The following is a 21831-nucleotide window of genomic DNA, read 5'->3' as shown; positions in this document are numbered from 1 at the left end:
TAGAGATAAACAAAATGAATTTATCCCAGAAACTCGTAAAAACGACAAGAAATTCCAGCGCATTAGAAAAAAAAGCCTCTGCTTGTGCAGAGGCTTCTTTGTTTTAAGACCGATTGTATTATTCGGCCTGTACCGCGATTTCACCAAATTTACCCTGATTAAAATATTGAAATGCCTGAATAATTTCTTCCTTAGTATTCATCACAAATGGGCCATAACCTTGAATCGGTTCATTCAGCGGTTCACCGGTCAAAAGCAGAAATTTAGTATCCTGATCGGCTTGTAGCTGAATTTCAGGATCATCATCACGCGCAAACATGACAATAGAGCTATCCAGTACTTTTTGACTGCCATTTACCACCAGCTCACCCGCCAGTACAACCAGCAAAGCATTATGTCCGAGAGGTACATCTAAGGTTGTTTCATACTCTGTTTTTAGCTCGCCGTCCCAGACATTTACCGGACTAAAGGTATGCGCAGGGCCATAATGACCTCCGAATTCTCCGGCAATCACCCGAATATGTCCTGCACCTTCATCCATTTCAATCCGTGGAATCTCAGCTGCAGTAATGGCCTGATAACGTGGCGCGGTCATTTTGTCTTTGGCTGGCAAGTTGACCCAGAGTTGAACCATTTCAAACAGACCGCCCTTTTGGGCAAAGTCTGGAGAATGAAATTCTTCATGCACCACTCCGGCACCTGCTGTCATCCACTGTACATCACCAGTCTGAATCGTACCGCCACCGCCACTGGAGTCCTGGTGGGTCACTGCCCCCTGATAAGCCAAGGTTACAGTTTCAAAACCACGATGCGGATGTGAACCTACACCATGCTGCTCAGTGGTTGGCGCAAAGTGATACGGCGCTGCATAATCCAGCAATAAAAATGGGCTAATGGCCTGCCCCAAACGGTCATAGGAAAACAGGTTTTTGACCGGGAAGCCATCACCGACCCAATGCATGTTTTGATTATGGTAAACACCAATGACTTTTTTCATCTTTTACTCCTATATGCAATAGGATGAACATGCAGCTATTTTAAGCTTTATCAGCAGTCATCAGTACCGTACTTCTAGAATGCAGTATTTCAAATATAAGACGATTCGACTCTTAGATTTCTGTGTAGCTACTTATAACTTTAGCGTTGCTCATAAGACGTTAATTTAAGTAGTCATGAGCAGTAGACAATAAAAAACCCAGCGCTGAGGGCTGGGTTTTTTTAAACTCGATAAAGTGTTACCGAATTAGATTTTACCGACCAGGTCAATTGAAGGAGCAAGAGTCGCTTCACCTTCTTTCCATTTTGCAGGACATACTTCACCTGGATGAGCATGTACATATTGAGCCGCTTTTACTTTACGAAGCAGTTCTTGCGCGTCACGACCGATACCACCCGCGTTGATTTCAACGATCTGGATTTTACCGTCTGGATCGATCACGAAAGTACCACGATCCGCCAGACCATCAGCTTCAATCAGTACTTCAAAGTTTTTCGCCAAAGTCCAGGTTGGATCGCCAATCATTGGATACTGGATTTTACCAATCACGTCAGACGTGTCATGCCAAGCTTTGTGCGTGAAGTGTGTGTCGGTAGATACTGAGTAGATTTCTACGCCCAGTTTCTGGAATTCAGCATACTGATCAGCAAGATCGCCTAATTCTGTTGGACAAACAAATGTGAAGTCAGCAGGATAGAAGAATACTACAGACCATTTGCCTTTCATGTCCTGCTCAGACACTTCAATAAATTGGCCATTATGGTAAGCAGTTGCGTTGAATGGCTTAACTTCAGTATTGATTAAACTCATAAGTCTATTCCTATCTATTCGTGAAAGTGTGTGTTCATTTGATGTAGTTAAGAATACGCAAAAACTACCAATAGGTAAAACCGTAACTTTTCATAAAAACTATCGTTTTTTTAGATTTATAATTCCTTTTATTTTTATCTTTCTGATTTGTTTAATCGATTTTGGTGGATTCACTTTCTTGAAAATGCTGTATAGATTGCCAAGCCGATTTTGCTAAGGCTGCTGCATAGTGTTTGGGAGAGGCGTGGACTCGACTAGATAACCAGCTCCGGCAATAACTTTCAGTGGGTCCAATAATCAGTGACATCAGCAGTTCCAAGGGAACAGCTTGTAATTGACTGATATCTGCCTGCTGAGCCAGCCATTGCTTTAATTCCTGATTGCGCTGCTGATTCGACTGCTGTAACTCCTTTTTGAAGTCACTGCTTTGAACTGTATGATGCGCAGCATAAAGAAAGCGGGCAAAATCAGGATACGCTACGACCCAATCGATATAACTCTGAATCACCGCCTGTATGCCTTGTTCAATACCCTGAACTTGTGACAAAGCCTGCAAACGCTGCTCCGACTGATCTGTGAGCGCTGCAATATACAGTGCTGCAATGATCCCCTCCTTGTTTTTAAAATGATGGTAGATCGCCCCGATACTGGTATCGGCCTGATCACGGATCATTTCAATCGTAGTCGCAGCAATGCCTGTACGCAGAAACTCTGTCAATGCGCATTCTAGAATCTGACGTTTGAGTAAAGCCCTTCTTCCCTTAAAAATCCTTTCCAGCAATTCTATGTTTTGCATCTTTAATATTTAAATCCTCTCTATTTTTAAAAGCAGGCTGGCAGCCTGATGTCTGGTTTTTGTCAGATGCGCCAATACAGAATAATATTCTGTATGAGAATATTATTCTGATTAAAAATAATATACAGGAAGTTATAGATGAGCCAAGCCCTAAAAATCTGGAACAGCTTAGAAAATAAGCCAGTCGGTAAATATCTTTTTTCTAAATTACTTTGTCTAAAAGCACCTTATTTCGGCAGTATTTCTCCACTGTTTGAAGATTTAAAGCCTGGATATTGCGCAGTGAGCATCAAGAAACATCGTGCCGTGCTGAATCATTTAGGCACTGTACACGCGATTGCCATGTGCAATATGGCTGAACTGGCAGGCGGCACCATGACCGATGCAACCGTTCCAAAGACCCATCGCTGGATTCCCAAGGGTATGCAGGTCGAATATGTCAAAAAAGCCACCACTGACCTAGTTGCAATTGCGACACCTGCTGAGCCTAACTTTATATGGAATGAAGGCAGCGATTATCTGGTCAATGTAGAAATTAAAGATACTACAGAAGAAGTTGTGTTTCGGGCGGTGATCACCATGTGGGTGTCCGTGAAAAAATAGAAGAACCCAGATATGAAAAACCCGCCAAATGGCGGGTTTTGATGATGGTTTACCTTTCTAATGTCGGGATTAAAACGGAAGATCATCATCCAGATCGGCTGCAGGTGCTGCTACTGGAGCAGGTGCAGACTTCGGCGCATAACCACCCTGGTTATTTTGGTTATTGTTGCCATAACCACTGCCCTGATTATTGTTAAAACCGCCTTGCTGAGGCGCTGAGCCATAACCACCTTGAGGATTATTGCCATAACCGCCACCCTGGTTATTGTTATTAAAACGTGGCTGGTTAAAACCATTATCGCCCTGCTCGCCTTGTGGACGACCAGAATCCAGCATTTGCATTTGCTCACCACGGATTTCCGTTGTGTAGCGTTCTTGACCGCTTTGATCTGTCCATTGACGGGTACGTAATGAACCTTCGATATAAACTTTAGAACCTTTGCGCAGATATTGCTGTGCAATTTCACCTAAACGGTTATGCAGCACAATACGATGCCATTCGGTTTGCTCTTTACGTTCGCCCGTATTTTTATCAGTCCATGAATCGCTGGTTGCGATAGAGAATTGAGTGAGAGAACCACCATTTGGGAAAGTTTTGGTCTCAGGATCTCGACCTAAAGTACCAACTAAAATGACCTTATTAACACCACGCATCAGACGTACACTTCCTATTTATTTCTATATTTTACTTTATAAGAGTTATGTTTAAATGGCTACCTCTTTACCTAACAAGTGCGTTAATTGTTGTCGCGAAACATCATCAACCTGCTGTTTATCGACCTTGACAAAGGCGACTTGCTGTTCAGACATGACCACAACCTCTTCAATACCACGAATCGCCAAAAGTTGAGAAGTCCATTCATCTGTTTGTTTACTCTCTGGCAGACGAAGCACGAGCGATGAAAGATAGCGTGGTTGAGCCAACCCAAAACTCATGAGCAGCCAAATTATAGCAATTGCCGATAAAATACTCCAACCGAGCGAAGTGTTGTTGAGTAACAACAATTGTCCACCGATAATCCCGCCAAAAAACGCGCCCAGAAACTGACTACTGGCATTCACGCCCATCGCAGTGGCTTTAGATTGAATCGGGGCTGCTTTGGACAACCATGAGGGCAATAAGGCTTCCATGACGTTAAAGGCAATAAAGAATAAACCTAATCCACCGATCAGCACATATTTGGATTCAAAGCCAAAAATCATGATCAACAGACCCAGAATAATCCCGCCAATCGCTGTCAGGAAAATACTGCGCATCTTGCGATATTTCTCTGCCAGTACAATGCTCGGGAAGGCAAAAAACAGACTGACGACCAGCAGCGGCAGATAGACCCAACCATGGCTCGATAATGGCAGTTCAGCAACTTCAATCAGTTGCGATGGCACATAAATAAACATGGCTGTGAGCAGCAAATGCAGGGTAAATACTGAAATATGCAGACGGTTCAGATCCCCCATTTTCAGGACCTGTTTTAGCTGCTCCAGATAGCCCTGCTGAAAATTTTTATGATGACGGGTAACTTTAGGGACCATCAACAACATCGCAATCGCAGCCAAGCCCATTACGGTGGTCACCCAGAACAGACCGGAAATGCCGACCAGTCCTGTCACCCATGGCCCCATGGTAAAGGCCACCACAAAGGACAGGCCGATACTCATGCCCATCACCGCCATGGCTTTCATGCGGTTTTCTTCGCGGGTCACATCGGCCAGTAAGGCCATTACCACTGCTGAAACTGCTCCACCACCCGCAATCGCACGACCGATGATCACGCCATAAATGGTGTCAGACATTGCAGCAATCGCACCACCTAGAGCGAATAGCAACAAGCCCAAAACCACCAGTGGCTTACGGCTATAGCGGTCTGCAATCAGGCTAAACGGAATCTGTAAAATGGCCTGTGTCAGGCCATAAATACCCACCGCCAGACCAATCAGTGCCGGCGTAGCATATTCATATGACTGCCCTGCTACCGAGAATACAGGGATGATCATAAACAACCCCAGCATGCGCAGTGCGAAAATACTGCTCAGGGCAAAGGTCGAGCGACGTTCTAAGGCATTCATCATAAAGTCTGGCGATCGAGTTAGTTAATCTTGATGCGTAGATTATAGGCCATTCCGCTCAAAGGAATGCATGAATTTTATTTGAAATAAAGATGAGGACTATCTGAAAATTGACATCCTCCCCCAGCTAAAGCAAGGGGATTCCTACTGCTAGACGCTCATGCCCGAGCGCAAGAATATTCAGTGCGGAATTTACATCCCGATCCCATGAGCTACCACACTCACCACACTGCCACTCTCTTATTCCTAAACCTGCTCTACCTTTCGGACTACTGGAGCGTGAGCCACAGCACGAACAAGTTTGGGTGGTATAGGCTTCATTGACTTCTTCATACCATACCCCTGCGTTCTCGCATTTATACTTGAGCATGGTTCTTAGTGTTGTCCAACTGGCATCTAACACAGACTTGGCTAGTTTGGTTTGCGCTAATGCTTTGGCATTCACATTGCCAACGAAGATTGCTGCATGTTCTTTTACTAGTTTATGGCTGAATTGATGCAGCATGTTTTGTCTTACATTTTTAATCTTGGCGTGAATTGCTTTCACTCGTTTTTTATTTTTTGCACGTTGAGCAATACCAAGTTTTTGTTCATATTTCCGATAGATTTGAGGGGCTTTAAGTTTTACACCATCTGAACAAGTGGCTAAATCTTTTAAACCTAAATCTATGCCAATTGAGGTTTTAGCGGTGGTTTTCTCTGTTTTAGCATTGTCAACTACAAGACATACATACCAACGGCCTCGGCTATCTTCAACGAATGAGCCTGTTTTAACCCTGTATTGACTTAAACCGTAACTATCCCATAACTTGAATTGGTGTTTACCATATTGAACACAGCCATCAGCATATTTGATTGCAACCTTTTTAAACGGTATCCAACCTAGTGAACGTCTAGCTGATTTTTTATTACTGACACGCCATTTTAGTTTTGCTTTTTTGAACTGCTTGCGTCTTGTGACCAATTCTTCTGTCACTGCCTGAATAGTTTGACTGTGCAAGTTGCATTCTTTCGATGTGCCTTTCGTGTATTTTGCAATATCGTATGCTGAAAAGAATTGTTGTTTTTTTTGAAGATGTTTAAAACACAAATCATTGACATAATTCCAAACAAAATTTACTTCGGATGCTAACTGATTTAGCACCTTGCAATGTTTGTCTTTTATGCGTAATTTGAGTGTCTTCATCCAATTATTTTAACAGTATTTTTCTTAATAGTGACTATAGTACAAGTATTTAAAACGACATTTCGTGTCGTTCATGTGGTTTACTCCAGTCGCTTATATCCTCGTGCTGAACCACGAGGTTTTACGCTCCAATGGATAAAAAAGCGTAGCCGGAGCTACGCTTCTGTTCAGCGATCACAGGACTATTTGCCTGCTTTTAATAACTGACGCTTGGTATATTGGATTGAAGCAATGACTGCCCAGATAATGAAAGCCACACCGATTAGACCAGTTACCACTTCAGGGATATGTACACCGGTACTGCTTGCCAGCATGATAAATGCCAGAGCACCAATCGCATAGTGTGCGCCATGTTCCAGATAGATATAAGCATCCAGCGTGCCTTTATCGACCAGATAAATGGTCATCGAACGCACAAACATCGCACCGATAGCCAGGCCTAACATGATGATTACCACGTCAGATGTAATCGCAAAGGCCCCAATTACCCCGTCGAAACTGAAAGATGCATCGAGTACTTCTAGGTAAAGGAAACCACCAAAGCCGGCTTTTACCACGCCAGTTGGCACACCTTCAGCATCATGACGAACGGCGTTACCCTTTTCGTCTACTTCCGGTTCCCCGCCCAGCATATGGCTTAGGACCTGTACCCCGATATAAATCACGATCCCCCAGATCCCAGCCAGAATAACATCCAGACGTTTCGCTTCTTCAACCTGGAAATCCATGATTAATAAGGCAATCAGGGTAATAAAGACTGACATCGCCGGAACGTTCGCCAGATGCGCCAGACGGCGTTCCAGCATGCGGAACCAGTGGGTGTCTTTTTCTTCATCCAGGAAGAAGTTTAGGAATACCAGCATCAGGAAGGCACCACCAAAGGCAGAAATTTCGGCATGATGTGCCATCAGTTTGGCCGAATATTCTTTTGGTGCATTTAAGGCGAGCTGCACCACTTCCATAAAGCCCATATCCGCAGTCACGGCCACAATGACCACAGGGAAAATCAGGCGCATCCCGAAAACTGCAACCAGAATCCCGACTGTCAGGAAAATCATTTTCCAGAAATGATCCCAACCGCGCAGGACGGATGCATTGACAACCGCGTTATCAAACGACAACGACACTTCCATAATCGCCAGAATAGCGGTAATGGTCAGTGCTGTGAACATGGTTTGCAGGCCCGCTTCCGGACCATGGGTAAATCCCCAATAAGCAGACAAACCAAGGCACACAATCGAAAATACGATTGAGAAACCAAAATGTTTCAACATATATATCGACCTTAGATAAATTTCATTAAATGCATTTCTTTAAACGTAGAGAAATACTAAGACTAAAAGTTGTCCCAATTATGAAACTTTTGCCGCATAAACCAAAGCACTTCCTGAACCATTTTTAGGTATTTTCTGCTTTTCAGATTTGCTGATCTTTTAAACAGATTCATCTTTGCTATAGTGCTGGATATTTTGACTTCAACTGCTAAGGATTTCAGTATGAGTTTCTCTCAAGACGTATGGCAACGTAATCTCGGACTTTATCAAAAGACACTGGCGTTGCCTTTTAACCAGCAGCTGGCGCAGGGAACATTAAGCCGTGAAGCCTTTAGTCATTATGTAATTCAAGATGCGCATTATTTACTGGCCTATGGCCGTGCGCTGGCGGTCTGTGCAGCCAAAGCTTTTGAAGCAGATGATGTAATTCAGTTCAGTGAAGCCGCTAAAACTGCCATTGTGGTCGAACGTAGCCTGCATGATGGCTTTATGCAGGATTTTGGCATCAGCAAAACCCAATTTGAAAATACACCTTTGACTCTGGCCTGCCATCATTACACTTCTTATTTACAGGCAACGGCCTGGGCAGAAAGTTATCCGGTGGTTCTAGCTGCCCTTTTGCCATGTTTCTGGATCTATGCAGAAGTGGGTAAGGATATTGTCGATAAGGCAGCGCCGAATAATCCGTATCAGGCCTGGATTGATACCTATGCCGGTGAGGATTTTCATACAGCGGTACGCAATGTAATTGCTACTGTGGATCGGGTGGCAGCGCGGGTCGATGCTGATACTCTGGAAAAAATGCATCAGGCCTATACCCATGCAGCACGTCTGGAATGGCTGTTCTGGGATAGTGCTTATGAACAACGCCAATGGCTAGGTCTGGATGATTAATTTTAGTTTCTATTGACTGAGTCCTGTTTAATACAGGGCTTTTTTATTTTTAAGCCAAACCCTAAATGATGGAAAGTGAAGCTAATTTCGATGGAGTTATGCATCATGAAATTTCATCCATTAGATGTTTGGAAAAGAGCAAATCTAATCTACATTTTCCCCCAGTTGCTTTAGTACTGATCTTTTGACCAATATCCGACACAACTTGACGTTTAAAATACTTTTATTTGCACTTGAACATTTTTCATTCGGTATCATATAAAGGTTTTTGATGAATTTTCTAGGATCATTGCATGAGCCAAAGTCACATCCGTATTCGAGGTGCACGTACCCATAACCTGAAAAATGTGAACCTTGATATTCCACGCGACAAGTTTGTGGTGATTACGGGACTGTCTGGTTCAGGTAAGTCCTCATTGGCATTCGATACGTTATATGCGGAAGGTCAACGTCGTTATGTAGAATCTTTGTCTGCCTATGCGCGTCAATTCCTTTCGCAAATGGAAAAGCCGGAAGTTGATTCGATTGAGGGCTTAAGCCCGGCCATTGCTATCGAACAGAAATCGACTAGCCACAACCCGCGTTCGACTGTAGGTACCATTACCGAAATCTATGACTATTTACGTCTGCTCTATGCACGCGTAGGTACACCTTACTGTCCGGAACACGACCTGCCTATGGTGGCACAGACCGTAACTGAAATGGTCGATGCGGTTAAAGAACTGGAAGAAGGTACTGCACTGTTATTGCTAGCGCCTGTCGTGCGTGAACGTAAGGGTGAGTACACAGCGCTATTTGAACAACTGCAAAGCCAAGGCTTTGTGCGTGCGCGTGTTGATGGCGAGATCATGGAAATTGATCCACCACCCGAGTTGGACAAAAAGAAAAAACATACTATTGAAGTCGTGGTTGACCGCTTTAAGGTACGTGATGATCTCGGTAACCGGATTGCAGAAAGTTTTGAAACTGCACTGCGTCTCGGTGGAGATATTGCGATCCTGTCCTGGATGAAAGGCGAAAATGATGATCGCGTGTTTTCTGCCAAACACTCCTGTCCGGAATGTGACCGCGCTGTGGCTGAACTGGAGCCACGCCTGTTTTCATTTAACAATCCCTTCGGTGCCTGCCCGGTCTGTGATGGTCTGGGTACCCGCAGCCATTTCAGTGCGGACAAACTGATTCCCAATCAGGAAGTCAGCATCAGCCAAGGTGCGATTCGTGGCTGGGATCGTCAGCGTCCGTATTATTATGGCATGCTGCAAAAAGTAGCCGAGCATTTCGGTTTTTCTCTAGAAACGCCTTGGAATGAACTGGATGCCAACACCAAGAAGAAATTCCTTTACGGTACCGGCAAAGAAAAAATTGACCTGAGCTATATTGATGAACGTGGTCGTCGTCATAACCGGGTGATGCCATTTGAAGGCATTTTACCGCATCTGGAACGCCGTTACCGCGAAACCGAAAGTAATTATGTGCGTGATGATCTGGCGCAGTATTTATCTAATGCAGCCTGTGATGCTTGTGATGGTTCACGTCTGAATGAAATCTCGCGTAATGTGAAAATTCTGGACAAGACCATTGCCGACGTTACCCGCATGTCGATTGGCGAGGCCGAGAGCTATTATCAGGACATTAATCTGGAAGGTGCTCGCGGTGAAATTGCGGACAAGATTTTCAAGGAAATCCGTGAGCGTCTGCACTTCCTGGTATCTGTCGGTCTGAACTATTTGAGCTTATCCCGCTCTGCTGAAACCCTGTCTGGTGGTGAAGCACAGCGTATCCGTCTGGCCTCACAAATTGGTGCCGGCCTCATGGGTGTAATGTATGTGCTGGATGAACCTTCGATTGGTCTGCATCAGCGTGATAATGATCGCCTGTTACAAACCCTGATTCGTCTGCGTGATCTCGGTAATACCGTTTTAGTGGTCGAGCATGATGAAGATGCGATTCGTGCAGCAGACCATATTATTGATATTGGTCCGGGTGCCGGTGTGCATGGTGGCCATGTTATTGCAGAAGGAACTTATCAGGAACTCGCTGAAAATAAAGACTCCCTGACCGGTAAATATCTGTCTGGTAAATTGAAAATTGAAGTGCCGAAAAAACGGGTTCAGCCACCGAAACCGGAAGAACAGATCAAATTGATGGGTGCTGCCGGGCATAACCTGAAGAAAGTCGATCTGACCATTCCATTGGGAATCATGACTTGTGTCACCGGTGTTTCAGGTTCTGGTAAATCTACTTTGATTAACCGGACTCTGTTGCCACTGGCAGCGACTCAGCTGAATGGTGCAACCACGCTGACTGCCGAGAAGTTTGATTCGATTGATGGTCTGCAATTTCTGGATAAAGTGGTGGATATTGACCAGAGCCCGATTGGACGTACGCCACGTTCGAACCCAGCGACTTATACCGGTTTGTTTACTCCAATTCGCGAACTGTTTTCACAGACTCAGGAAGCTAAAGCGCGTGGTTATACGGCTGGCCGTTTCTCGTTTAACGTGAAAGGCGGACGTTGTGAAGCCTGTGAAGGTGATGGCATGATCAAGGTGGCAATGCACTTCCTGCCGGATATGTATGTGCCGTGTGATGCCTGTCATGGCAAGCGTTATAATCGTGAAACGCTGGAAGTGAACTATAAAGGTAAGAATATTTCCGATGTATTGCAGATGACCGTTGAAGATGCCATGCATTTCTTTGATGCGATTCCAGTGATTCATCGTCGTCTGGAAACCTTGCATCAGGTTGGTCTGGGCTATATCCGTCTGGGCCAGTCAGCGACCACCCTTTCTGGTGGTGAAGCGCAGCGTGTGAAACTGGCACGTGAGCTAGCCAAACGGGATACCGGCAAAACCCTATATGTACTGGATGAACCAACCACTGGTCTGCATTTCCATGATATTGCCAAGTTGCTGGACATCCTGCATGAGCTACGCAATAAAGGGAATACCATTGTGGTGATTGAACATAACCTGGATGTGATCAAGACTGCAGACTGGGTAGTAGACCTTGGCCCTGAAGGTGGTGCGGGTGGCGGTATGATTATCGCGGAAGGTACTCCGGAAGATGTTGTGAAAGTTAAGGCTTCACATACAGGGAAATTCTTAAAGCCATTATTGAAGTAATTTATCCCCCCAACCCTCCTTTGAAAAAGGAGGGAGTGCCCCATTGCTGTCCCACAATTTTTCACAAGAGGAAGCTCAAATGAGCTTCCTCTTGTTTTATGGGTATTTTATCGGGTGAAAATAAAGCTTTTAAAGTTCTTCTTTCAAACAAATTCACTTGAATTATTCTGAGTAAACGTTGAACTGTCCAACCTGTTTTTCCTAAATGTTGAGCGAAACTCACCAATAAATAGGCGATCATCGCAATCCAGATTTGTGTCTGAATTGCGTTCCTGCTGCGGCCTAGAAACGCTTTTAATTTGAGATTCTGCTTAATCGCCTTAAAGAACAGCTCAACTTTCCAACGATCTTTATAAATCGCCGCAATGGTGGAGGCGGCTAAATGAAAGTTATTGCTGAGAAAGCTAAAGTGCTTGCCACTTTGCTGATCTCTATATTCAATTCTTCTTAACACTGGGGCTTTTCTTTTTAGGGCATGTGCGCTATTCAGCTGAATGGTTTCATCTTTTAGAATACCTTTGGATTCAAGCACTGGATGTTGCTGGATCACCTGATACACAGATTTAGGCCTAAAACGTGTGACAAATCCAATGTTTTGAGCAGTCAGATTTGCATACCATTGGTAATCGACATAGCCTTTATCAAAAACTACAATGCTGCCAGCAGGAAACTGGAATTTGCGGCCTTGTACCATGTCATTTTCTTTGCCATTTTCAACTGCAACAAACTCAGGAATATCATTGCTGTGATTCAATCCTATACTGAGTTTCATGCTGGCTTTTGAGTCGTGAACTTTGGCCCATTCACATAAGGAAAGCGACAGGTCAATATGACTGGCATCCAAGGAATACAAGGGATTCTTAAAGCGAAATTTATGAGCGACTTTTGAGTGTTCATAGTATTTAAGCAACTTGTAAAATAGCTGTTGATACAAGGCAGCAGGCTGCTGCTCATTGATTCGTGCCAGCGTGCTTCGGGGAATAGACTTTGCTCCGAGATGACTTAGCTTTTCCTGTTGGCACTCCAAATTGGATTGAATATCTCTCAGACTTTGCCTACAAGAGAATTGAGACATCAATATGGCAATAAACTGATCCCACCGGGAAGCTGCTCTAAATTTCTGTCCAACATGGTGTACTTTAGCAAGTTGTTCAAAATCCTGTCGCACAACAGGTTTAATTAGCTCATGAAATACGGTATTCTGATGTGACAAAACCTGAATCCTGGTCGTTAAAGTGTTTGTTTGCACTCATATTTTAACTGTTAGGACTCAGGTTTTTTTATTTAAAGTAAACTATGGGACAGCAGTGGGGAGTGCCCCTCTTTTAAAAAGAGGGGGCTTTTATTTTTGACTATGCGATTGAGCGAATATTTTCAGCCAATTGTGCCAGCGCTTGATCATCCGCCCTTCGAGCATCATGCGATGAAATATAGCCCTCATAAGCATCAAAATACTTATCGACCGAAGAATTAATTGGCTGCCAGTTTTCATGGGTATTTTTAGTCTGATGCATTGGAAATAGCTTGGCATGCACATGATCGACACCAAATCCCTCAAACACCATTCCTGTTCGGCCAACGTCATCAAAATAACGATCCAATTTTAGGGCTACCTGCTTGGTATATAGGATCAGATTTGTCAGCACCTGGTCACTCAGTTCAAAGGCATAGCTGGAATAATGCTGTTTTGGAATCACTACACTCGCGCCCAATGTATTGGGAAATATAGTAAGAAACGCCATAAAATCATCATTTTCATCGATTAAATGACATGGCAATTCCCCTTTTACCATTTGACAGAAAATACAATTTTTACTCATTTTAAGAACCCCTAAATTTTTATATTTTTTAAAAACTTCAATGAAATTTACTTTATTTTTTAACAATATAAACGATAAAAATTATGACTCTTCAGATTGTTTAGTTTAAAAAATTCAGTTAAGTGGTTTAAACCTCAGCCACCACATTACGTCCTTTGGCTTTGGCCTTAAATAACGCCTCATCGGCCTGTTCCAGTAACGCAATCCACGACTCTGCGCCAATCGCCACCCCAATACTCACCGATACATGAATATCTTCATCAGCTGAGGTCAGAATAGAATGCTCAGCGACTTCAGTCCGGATTTTATTCGCTAGCATAAAAGCATGCTGCATCTCGATATTTTCAATCAGGACCAGAAATTCGTCTCCGCCATAGCGAACCAGCAGATCCGAAGCACGGACATTGGCTTTTAAGCGTTCTGCAACCAGCTGAATGACCTGATCACCAATAATATGCCCATATTGATCATTGACCTGTTTAAAATGATCAATATCAATAATCATCAGGCAGGTTCGCTTAAACTGGGTCGGATGCGTTTCCATAAAACGGATATATTCATCGAGCGCAAAACGGTTAGCCAGTCCGGTCAGGGAATCGGAATGGGCAATATTTTTCAGTCGAAATTCTAATGCTTCACGCTCTTGCAGCGTATACTGCAGTTTTTGAATTGCTGTAAATAAGGATTCAGTAGGCCGGTCTGTTTTTAGTTTTGATGGTGCTTGCTTCCGTTCAGACCCAGTGGACAAATCAAATAAAATTTTACGTGCGCGAATTAAAGGAATAAAGATGCGTTTACGCGCAAAAATCATGGTCAAAATTGCCGTAATCAGGGAAATTCCAGATAAGGCCACTGTCCAAATCAAATGATTCAGACTGTGGCGCATTTCCTTAACAGCCACATCTTTGGTGTATTGCAGTAAATAGCTCTGCAAATCAATCACTGTTGTAAATTTATCTACAATGGCTTCAGTCAGCTGGGTTCCAGTTAAATAGTAAGGACGCTGCTGCCGACTATCTTCAATCAGTCGCTCCACAATCGGTAAACCTTGCTGGATAAATTCAGTTCCGACCCGTTGATGTAGACGAATAAATTCATCGGTTTTGTCCTGAACAGGCTGTAGCGTATCAATGATATCCCAGAGATAACGTACCTGATGCTGGACCTGTAAGGAACGGGTAATGTTTTGCTCCGGAATCTGGGTTCCAAATGTCACATGAGCCATAACATTTGACGCTACCCGACCCGATTGATCCCTAAGATCAGATAAAAACAGGATTTCACTCATGTAATTATCCAAACGTGCAGATGGAGTAGCAGAGGCAATCACTACTCCTTTCAGAATTTCACGGCTGCTCTCCCAGGCACTAAACATGGCGAGAATGGCCTGATCCATTTCCTGTGCAGTACGTTCCGGGCGAGGTATCTGAGTATAGAGATCGACCTGCTTACGCCCATATTGCAGACTAGGCTTTAACTCAGATAAAAGTTGCTGGCTTAGGTGATTAAAACCGACCTGATCGAGTGCCTGAGCTGTAATCTGCATCTGTTGATCGACTTCCTGACGGTAATCGCTTAACTCCTGCTGATATTTGACAAATTCCTCAACCGAACTGGACATAACTTTGTTGGCGGGTGCCCGTTCACGGGAGATCTTATTGGCGAGATCGGTGACCTGTTGTAAGGCATCAAGCTGCTGATAGGTTTGTTTTGATTTTAAATAATGTTGACTACTATCAATAATCAAGGGAATACAAATACACAATAAACATAAAATAATGATCGACATCGACCAGTACAGATGTTTGCTGATTTTCTCAGAGCGCAAAGTATTCATCTTGATTTTTAGTCCTTCACATCAATCAAGGACTCCCCATTTAATAGTAGATAGATTATACAAATAAACACCTACTCATCATCAATATTTCTTCCCAATTACGTTGATTTTCAGAAGGTTTTTCTTATGTTCTTAAAGGTTTTAGCTCTTTATATTTTCAGGATTTTCTATCTGTTATCACTAAAACATAAATAGGAATGAAAATTTCATAATTTAAAATATAAGAAAATTAAAAAACTCGCTTTCTGAACTATTTACACGTGCAACAATTAGGTGCATAATGCACCGCATTAGGGCGAGTTAAATTATTCCTCAGCAGATTTTTTGATTTACCCGCAAATTTTGGCGAAAAAACCTCAATTCTTTATAGAAATTGAGGTTTTTTTTTGCAATTTTATAGAACAAGGCTATTTTTAAATTGAATTAATGCACCATTAAGGTGCATTAAAGAATCATCTTTGACGGCTTTCTATACTTGTTTTTTCATCTTCTTTTATGAAGTAATCCGTAAACTGAGATTTCCAGAAAATTTAGGTAAAAAAAAGCCCAACCTTGGGGAAAGCTGGGCCGATAAAAACAAAAATATGTGGAGAATCAGGCTAAATCACTATGAAAGTGTGAACTCTAACTTGATTTTCATATTATGTAAAATTCCCCCAAAAATGTAAAGTCGATTGCTTCAGTCAAGATTATAAAACATGCCCATCTAGCTTAAAAAACAGACATTCATTCTGAAGCTCGAGCTGATTATGCTCTAAAATTAAGCAATCCAGTCAAGACATGTTGCACTTCTTGACACATTTATGAATTAGCTCACCGATTATTAATTGTTTTAATAGATTATTAAATTAAAATTGATCGTACTAAGTGATTTAAATAATCACACAATTTCTCCTTAATTTTTAGTCAAAATCTATATTTAAATTCTAGCTTTTTGTTATACAAGAGTTTTTATCTAAAATGGCTTCCGAGCCTGATACTTAAATTTTACACAAAATTAATACAATGATTTAGCTTAAAAAAATAGCGATTTCGAATTGGATTGACTTAATAAATTGTCACAATACAATACGTTCCTGTTGTACATCTTTTGTAACAAAATGGTAAATATCATGAAAAAACTCGGTTTAGCCACTGCTTTATTATTAGCCATGACCGGTGCTCAAGCATATCAATTTGAAGTTCAAGGTCAGTCAGAGTACATCGACAACACTGCGAATGACAAAGACTTCACTGGCGCTGTTCAAGGTACTTACTACTTCAAAGATGTAGATGCGTCTAAAGGTCCTTTAGCTGAAGCTGCTTTCCTAAACCAAGCGTCTAATGTTGCTCTAGCGTATAGCTATGGCGAAAATGGTCAAGAAGAAGCTGGACGTTCACGTACTGTAAATCATACTTACGGCGTGAAAGGTGAAACTTATATCCCAACTAAAGTTGTGCCTGTTTATGCAAGCGCTTCTTATAGCCATACAATTGCTGATAATAAAGCTGGTAAAGCAGATGACAATGGCGACCGTTATGCATTAGAACTTGGTGCATTATTGATTCCTAACTTCTTGGTTGCTGTGGGTTATACCAGCGTTGCTGACCAAACTTCTTATGATGCTTTCAACATGTTTAACAACGGTGTTGCTAAAGCTGCTCTTGAATCTGGCACAATCAATGAAGACCAAGACGCAATCACTGCCCGCACTAAATATGTAGGCGCGATTGACGGTACTAACATGTCAATTGGTTTTGAAAGTGGCCTAGTTTATGGCGAAGATACTGCCTACAACTTAGGTACAACTCTTTTCCTTAACCCACAGTTAAGCGTTGGTGCATCTTATATGGAATCTAGCTACGCTAACTCTCCAGACAAAGCTTGGGGCGCGAATGTAAACTACTTCATCACTCCAGCAGTTGCTGTAGGTGCATCGTATGTAAATGCTAATGCTGAAGGCAATGCACTTGATACACAAACTGTAGGCTTAAATGCTAAATTCCGTTTCTAATTTCTGAATTAGTGACTGAATAAAAAAGGACGCATCAGCGCATTGCTGTCCCACAATTTTTCACAAGAGGAAGCTCAAATGAGCTTCCTCTTGTTTTATGGGTATTTTATCGGGTGAAAATAAAGCTTTTAAAGTTCTTCTTTCAAACAAATTCACTTGAATTATTCTGAGTAAACGTTGAACTGTCCAACCTGTTTTTCCTAAATGTTGAGCGAAACTCACCAATAAATAGGCGATCATCGCAATCCAGATTTGTGTCTGAATTGCGTTCCTGCTGCGGCCTAGAAACGCTTTTAATTTGAGATTCTGCTTAATCGCCTTAAAGAACAGCTCAACTTTCCAACGATCTTTATAAATCGCCGCAATGGTGGAGGCGGCTAAATGAAAGTTATTGCTGAGAAAGCTAAAGTGCTTGCCACTTTGCTGATCTCTATATTCAATTCTTCTTAACACTGGGGCTTTTCTTTTTAGGGCATGTGCGCTATTCAGCTGAATGGTTTCATCTTTTAGAATACCTTTGGATTCAAGCACTGGATGTTGCTGGATCACCTGATACACAGATTTAGGCCTAAAACGTGTGACAAATCCAATGTTTTGAGCAGTCAGATTTGCATACCATTGGTAATCGACATAGCCTTTATCAAAAACTACAATGCTGCCAGCAGGAAACTGGAATTTGCGGCCTTGTACCATGTCATTTTCTTTGCCATTTTCAACTGCAACAAACTCAGGAATATCATTGCTGTGATTCAATCCTATACTGAGTTTCATGCTGGCTTTTGAGTCGTGAACTTTGGCCCATTCACATAAGGAAAGCGACAGGTCAATATGACTGGCATCCAAGGAATACAAGGGATTCTTAAAGCGAAATTTATGAGCGACTTTTGAGTGTTCATAGTATTTAAGCAACTTGTAAAATAGCTGTTGATACAAGGCAGCAGGCTGCTGCTCATTGATTCGTGCCAGCGTGCTTCGGGGAATAGACTTTGCTCCGAGATGACTTAGCTTTTCCTGTTGGCACTCCAAATTGGATTGAATATCTCTCAGACTTTGCCTACAAGAGAATTGAGACATCAATATGGCAATAAACTGATCCCACCGGGAAGCTGCTCTAAATTTCTGTCCAACATGGTGTACTTTAGCAAGTTGTTCAAAATCCTGTCGCACAACAGGTTTAATTAGCTCATGAAATACGGTATTCTGATGTGACAAAACCTGAATCCTGGTCGTTAAAGTGTTTGTTTGCACTCATATTTTAACTGTTAGGACTCAGGTTTTTTTATTTAAAGCAAACTATGGGACAGCAGTGCGCATCAGCGTCCTTTTTTATTGGATCAAATATTTATTCTGGAGAACGGACCAAACTTAAAAAATGCAAATGGCGTTCATATTGGTCAATGATGTCCTGGATCAAATCTTCCTGAGTCCATTCCATCACATCATAATTTTGCCCCCCCTCCCTTAAAAAGACTTCTGCCTGATAAGACTGCGGAGAATCTGCATCTGGCATAAAGCTTGGTGCTAAAGTCTGGGTAGCAATGACCTGATAAATAAAGTTCATTTCATTCTGATGATCGACACGTAACTCGATTCCATCTTCCAGTTTAAAGATTTTCACCTGGATGTGACGACGTTTCAGTTCAGCCTGAAAACTGTTAAAGGCTTTACTGACCATCGTATCAATATAATCACGTACTTCATCATGCGTATGCGGATAATGCATAATTAAACCGAGTCGCTGTTGCCAGCTACGCGGGTTCTGAATGGCCCGCGGGGTAATGCGTGCAGCTTGTAGCGCATGCATTTTCGTTACATCCAGATGCAGGGCCTTAATCAGTCCCCAGCAAATCAGCAGCATAATAAATGTAAACGGTAAGGCACTCATGATCGTAGCCGACTGCAGGGCCTCTAGGCCACCCGCCAGTAACAGAATGATGGACAATAAAGCCATTAACACGGTCCAGAACAGACGCTGCCAGGTCGGTGAATTCTCGGTTTTGGCAGTGAGATAATCCGTGACTAATGATCCAGAATCTGCAGAAGTGACAAAGAACAGGATAACCAATACCGTAGCGATAATACTGGTAACTGAATTAAATGGCAGATTGCCTAAAAATTCGAACAGTGCTACAGAGGAGTCACGTTGTACTGCTTCAAGCAGATTGGTATTGGCTTCATGCATGATGCTGAATAATGCAGCATTACCCATAAAGCCCATCCAGATCAGGGTAAATCCGGTAGGAATCAGTAGAACCCCAACAATGAACTCACGGATACTGCGGCCTTCGGATACTCGGGCAATAAACATCCCGACAAATGGCGACCAGGAAATCCACCAGGCCCAATACATAATGGTCCAACCACCAATCCAGCCACTAGGCTGATAGGCATACAGATTAAAGGTCATACTGAACAGGTTTGCAACATACTGGCCAGAGTTTTGAATGGTGGTCTGCAGAAGATAGATGCTTGGACCGGTAACAAAAACAAAGATGAGTAGCAGTAAGGCAAGCAGCAGATTCAGTTCAGCCAGGCGTTTGATGCCCTTATCCAAACCAAAAAATACCGACATCGATGCCATTACAGTAACGGCAATAATCAAAATAACCTGAGTACTGGGTGTCTGCTCAACTCCAAACAGATAATTCAGTCCGGAGTTAATCTGGGTCACCCCAAAACCTAAAGTTGTCGCGACCCCAAATACTGTCCCTAAGGTGGCAAAAGTATCTACCCCGTCTCCGATCGGGCCATGAATCCGGTTACCGATTAATGGATATAAGGCGGAGCGAACTTTTAAAGGCAGGTTATGTCGATACGCAAAATAAGCCAATGACAGACCCACAATGGTGTAAATCGCCCAGGCATGCAGACCCCAGTGGAAGAAGGTCACGCGAATAGCTTGCTGTGCGGCCAGTACAGTTTCCGGTTCACCAGCAGGTGGCGTAACATAGTGCATAACCGGTTCGGCAACCCCGAAAAACATCAGACCGATCCCCATGCCTGCGGTAAACAGCATGGCAAACCAGGATGCCTGGCTGTATTTTGGCTGACTATGGTCAGGCCCGAGTTTAATTTTCCCCATATCGGACAGGGCAATATAAATCAGGACAATCAGAAAGATCGCCACGGAGAGGACATAAAACCAGCTAAATGAAGTGGTAATCCACGCATTCATTTGCTTGGTCAACAGGTCGAATGAATCAGGTGCCAGTATCACCAGTCCCAAAAAAATGGCGATAATCACCACTGTACTAATAAAGACATTCGGATTGATATTGGCAAACCAGGATGAAGGTTTGGAAGGCATAGATCCCCCATTTTTTAATAGATTGAATGCCGGGAGGCTTGAATCATTATTGATAAGTAAAAACATTCTGACCGAGAGAATTACGGTCAAAGATACGTTTTGGACCTTAAGATTTTAAAATATACAGGAAAATAAAGCCGTTAAGTTACTGTAACCAAGCTATACAGCTCTGTACGTTCTATTCCTCAGGCTTTCTATGCTTATGTTGTATATAAGTCTGTTTAGGAAGATGGGAAATATACTGTAAGGCAATCAGACGCGAGACAATCAGGGCCAGATACATCACCCCGACAAACATCTGGATAATGGCCAGCATCCGTGCGACCGGGCTGACCGGCATCACATCAGATAATCCTGTAGCAGACTGCACACTAAAGCTCAGAAAGAGCAGATCCAGCCATGGCTGATAAGCTTTTAAATCTGGGTCTGAAAAGCTGTAAGGCACCCATAACTGGCAAATGCTATAGAGAAAAGCAAAGCCCCAAGCCAGCAACGTAAAAACCGCTCCCGCTGCAAACAGCTCATCTTTGGTCAGATAACGATCATGAAACATATAACGTAACAGGCCATACGCTGCACTGAAATAGGCGCTGGCTTCAAACAGGTGGGCGACGATCATGATCCAGGTATAGCGCAGCCCCAACACAATTAATGACGAAAAGAAAATAGCCCCTGCGACAAAGATGAGTCCCAGAATGGTAAACATCGGAGTCTGACGAATTACCTTGGCAATCACCAGCAAGACCATCACCCCCAGCATCCATGTACCCGCGCGATAAGACACACTGTCATAACTCAGCATCGATAGGATCAGAATCAGTAATTGTAGGCATAGTAGCCACGCAGAAGGCAGATACTTAAAATGGGTCCAGAATCGTAGCAGGGAGTGCTTCATGAGATTTGTCTTGATGTCCTGTCGAGCATCATTATTGTTATCGCTGGCTTAACATAGCATGATCTGGCTAATGGATAGAAACAGGATTGTATAAAAATCATTGAAATCTCAGTTAAAAGTGAGAGTGTTCTACTTAAGATTGACTATCCAAAAGTCCTCCTCTCCATTTGATAACTCAGGTATTTTATCGCTATAAAAAAAGCCCCCATCAGGAGGCTTTTTTAGG

17 protein-coding genes are annotated in these 21831 nt (G+C 42.9%); 4 read left to right on the top strand and 13 right to left on the bottom strand.

Annotated elements, in window-relative coordinates; genetic code table 11:
- Positions 1 to 118: 118 nt before the first annotated feature.
- The 3 genes from AC4MBN_RS00805 to AC4MBN_RS00795 form a co-directional block, all read right to left on the bottom strand.
- Positions 119 to 997 carry a pirin family protein gene (locus AC4MBN_RS00805; protein WP_419375158.1) on the bottom strand — a complete coding sequence of 293 codons (879 nt, stop codon included), beginning with the start codon at positions 995 to 997 and terminating at the stop codon, positions 119 to 121.
- 246 nt (positions 998 to 1243) lie between these two features.
- A complete protein-coding gene (gene ahpC, locus AC4MBN_RS00800; protein ID WP_005232609.1) occupies positions 1244 to 1807 on the bottom strand; it encodes an alkyl hydroperoxide reductase subunit C in 564 nt (187 codons plus the stop codon).
- 151 nt (positions 1808 to 1958) lie between these two features.
- A complete protein-coding gene (locus AC4MBN_RS00795; RefSeq protein ID WP_419375157.1) occupies positions 1959 to 2603 on the bottom strand; it encodes a TetR/AcrR family transcriptional regulator in 645 nt (214 codons plus the stop codon).
- 138 nt (positions 2604 to 2741) lie between these two features.
- Here AC4MBN_RS00795 and AC4MBN_RS00790 point away from each other — a divergent pair, with 138 nt between their 5' ends.
- Positions 2742 to 3206, top strand: a complete 465-nt coding sequence (locus tag AC4MBN_RS00790) for a hotdog fold domain-containing protein (RefSeq protein WP_419375156.1) — start codon at positions 2742 to 2744, stop codon at positions 3204 to 3206.
- Positions 3207 to 3275: 69 nt separating this feature from the next.
- On the opposite strand, the gene ssb is transcribed toward AC4MBN_RS00790, so the two are convergent.
- The 4 genes from ssb to AC4MBN_RS00770 all read right to left on the bottom strand — a co-directional run bounded on the left by ssb (position 3276) and on the right by AC4MBN_RS00770 (position 7733).
- Positions 3276 to 3860, bottom strand: a complete 585-nt coding sequence (ssb, locus tag AC4MBN_RS00785; protein WP_034170220.1) for a single-stranded DNA-binding protein — start codon at positions 3858 to 3860, stop codon at positions 3276 to 3278.
- A gap of 51 nt (positions 3861 to 3911) precedes the next feature.
- Complete coding sequence (locus tag AC4MBN_RS00780) at positions 3912 to 5276, bottom strand: MFS transporter (protein ID WP_034170221.1); 1365 nt, start codon at positions 5274 to 5276, stop codon at positions 3912 to 3914.
- Positions 5277 to 5400: 124 nt separating this feature from the next.
- Entirely contained in the window at positions 5401 to 6459 is a 1059-nt protein-coding gene (locus AC4MBN_RS00775; RefSeq protein ID WP_004781556.1) for an RNA-guided endonuclease InsQ/TnpB family protein, read from the bottom strand.
- Positions 6460 to 6641: 182 nt separating this feature from the next.
- Positions 6642 to 7733, bottom strand: coding sequence for a DUF475 domain-containing protein (locus tag AC4MBN_RS00770; protein ID WP_491880492.1), 1092 nt, complete (start codon positions 7731 to 7733; stop codon positions 6642 to 6644).
- A gap of 222 nt (positions 7734 to 7955) precedes the next feature.
- On the opposite strand from AC4MBN_RS00770, the gene tenA reads away from it, so the two are divergent.
- Together tenA and uvrA are read left to right on the top strand one after the other, a co-directional pair.
- Complete coding sequence (gene tenA, locus AC4MBN_RS00765) at positions 7956 to 8627, top strand: thiaminase II (protein ID WP_180017533.1); 672 nt, start codon at positions 7956 to 7958, stop codon at positions 8625 to 8627.
- A 293-nt stretch (positions 8628 to 8920) separates the two neighbouring features.
- Positions 8921 to 11752 carry an excinuclease ABC subunit UvrA gene (gene uvrA / locus AC4MBN_RS00760; protein WP_491880491.1) on the top strand — a complete coding sequence of 944 codons (2832 nt, stop codon included), beginning with the start codon at positions 8921 to 8923 and terminating at the stop codon, positions 11750 to 11752.
- Positions 11753 to 11813: 61 nt separating this feature from the next.
- On the opposite strand, the gene AC4MBN_RS00755 is transcribed toward uvrA, so the two are convergent.
- The 3 genes from AC4MBN_RS00755 to AC4MBN_RS00745 all read right to left on the bottom strand — a co-directional run bounded on the left by AC4MBN_RS00755 (position 11814) and on the right by AC4MBN_RS00745 (position 15409).
- The gene (locus AC4MBN_RS00755; protein ID WP_058951619.1) at positions 11814 to 12965 is read right to left on the bottom strand and encodes an IS4-like element ISAbe18 family transposase; all 1152 of its coding nucleotides are present in this window, start codon (positions 12963 to 12965) and stop codon (positions 11814 to 11816) included.
- Between the two features lie 139 nt (positions 12966 to 13104).
- The gene (locus AC4MBN_RS00750) at positions 13105 to 13572 is read right to left on the bottom strand and encodes an HIT family protein (RefSeq protein ID WP_419365487.1); all 468 of its coding nucleotides are present in this window, start codon (positions 13570 to 13572) and stop codon (positions 13105 to 13107) included.
- 127 nt (positions 13573 to 13699) lie between these two features.
- The gene (locus tag AC4MBN_RS00745; RefSeq protein WP_491880490.1) at positions 13700 to 15409 is read right to left on the bottom strand and encodes a GGDEF domain-containing protein; all 1710 of its coding nucleotides are present in this window, start codon (positions 15407 to 15409) and stop codon (positions 13700 to 13702) included.
- 1112 nt (positions 15410 to 16521) lie between these two features.
- Here AC4MBN_RS00745 and omp33-36 point away from each other — a divergent pair.
- Positions 16522 to 17403 carry a porin Omp33-36 gene (gene omp33-36, locus AC4MBN_RS00740; protein WP_491880489.1) on the top strand — a complete coding sequence of 294 codons (882 nt, stop codon included), beginning with the start codon at positions 16522 to 16524 and terminating at the stop codon, positions 17401 to 17403.
- A gap of 60 nt (positions 17404 to 17463) precedes the next feature.
- Here omp33-36 and AC4MBN_RS00735 read toward each other — a convergent pair whose 3' ends face one another.
- The 3 genes from AC4MBN_RS00735 to AC4MBN_RS00725 form a co-directional block, all read right to left on the bottom strand.
- Positions 17464 to 18615, bottom strand: a complete 1152-nt coding sequence (locus AC4MBN_RS00735) for an IS4-like element ISAbe18 family transposase (protein ID WP_058951619.1) — start codon at positions 18613 to 18615, stop codon at positions 17464 to 17466.
- Positions 18616 to 18745: 130 nt separating this feature from the next.
- Positions 18746 to 20710, bottom strand: a complete 1965-nt coding sequence (locus AC4MBN_RS00730) for a glycine betaine transporter (protein WP_491880488.1) — start codon at positions 20708 to 20710, stop codon at positions 18746 to 18748.
- Between the two features lie 178 nt (positions 20711 to 20888).
- A complete protein-coding gene (locus AC4MBN_RS00725; protein WP_419374861.1) occupies positions 20889 to 21605 on the bottom strand; it encodes an ion channel in 717 nt (238 codons plus the stop codon).
- Positions 21606 to 21831: the final 226 nt, after the last annotated feature.

Source organism: Acinetobacter sp. CAU_H_60 (assembly GCF_058599385.1).
This window is presented reverse-complemented; position numbering and strand designations above follow the sequence as displayed.

What these genes read in the sequence shown, in the direction of transcription:
- AC4MBN_RS00805 (WP_419375158.1), bottom strand. Translation starts at nt 997, where the DNA reads ATGAAAAAAGTCATTGGTGTTTACCATAATCAAAACATGCATTGGGTC.
- ahpC (WP_005232609.1), bottom strand. Translation starts at nt 1,807, where the DNA reads ATGAGTTTAATCAATACTGAAGTTAAGCCATTCAACGCAACTGCTTAC.
- AC4MBN_RS00795 (WP_419375157.1), bottom strand. Translation starts at nt 2,603, where the DNA reads ATGCAAAACATAGAATTGCTGGAAAGGATTTTTAAGGGAAGAAGGGCT.
- AC4MBN_RS00790 (WP_419375156.1), top strand. Translation starts at nt 2,742, where the DNA reads ATGAGCCAAGCCCTAAAAATCTGGAACAGCTTAGAAAATAAGCCAGTC.
- ssb (WP_034170220.1), bottom strand. Translation starts at nt 3,860, where the DNA reads ATGCGTGGTGTTAATAAGGTCATTTTAGTTGGTACTTTAGGTCGAGAT.
- AC4MBN_RS00780 (WP_034170221.1), bottom strand. Translation starts at nt 5,276, where the DNA reads ATGATGAATGCCTTAGAACGTCGCTCGACCTTTGCCCTGAGCAGTATT.
- AC4MBN_RS00775 (WP_004781556.1), bottom strand. Translation starts at nt 6,459, where the DNA reads ATGAAGACACTCAAATTACGCATAAAAGACAAACATTGCAAGGTGCTA.
- AC4MBN_RS00770 (WP_491880492.1), bottom strand. Translation starts at nt 7,733, where the DNA reads ATGTTGAAACATTTTGGTTTCTCAATCGTATTTTCGATTGTGTGCCTT.
- tenA (WP_180017533.1), top strand. Translation starts at nt 7,956, where the DNA reads ATGAGTTTCTCTCAAGACGTATGGCAACGTAATCTCGGACTTTATCAA.
- uvrA (WP_491880491.1), top strand. Translation starts at nt 8,921, where the DNA reads ATGAGCCAAAGTCACATCCGTATTCGAGGTGCACGTACCCATAACCTG.
- AC4MBN_RS00750 (WP_419365487.1), bottom strand. Translation starts at nt 13,572, where the DNA reads ATGAGTAAAAATTGTATTTTCTGTCAAATGGTAAAAGGGGAATTGCCA.
- AC4MBN_RS00745 (WP_491880490.1), bottom strand. Translation starts at nt 15,409, where the DNA reads ATGAATACTTTGCGCTCTGAGAAAATCAGCAAACATCTGTACTGGTCG.
- omp33-36 (WP_491880489.1), top strand. Translation starts at nt 16,522, where the DNA reads ATGAAAAAACTCGGTTTAGCCACTGCTTTATTATTAGCCATGACCGGT.
- AC4MBN_RS00730 (WP_491880488.1), bottom strand. Translation starts at nt 20,710, where the DNA reads ATGCCTTCCAAACCTTCATCCTGGTTTGCCAATATCAATCCGAATGTC.
- AC4MBN_RS00725 (WP_419374861.1), bottom strand. Translation starts at nt 21,605, where the DNA reads ATGAAGCACTCCCTGCTACGATTCTGGACCCATTTTAAGTATCTGCCT.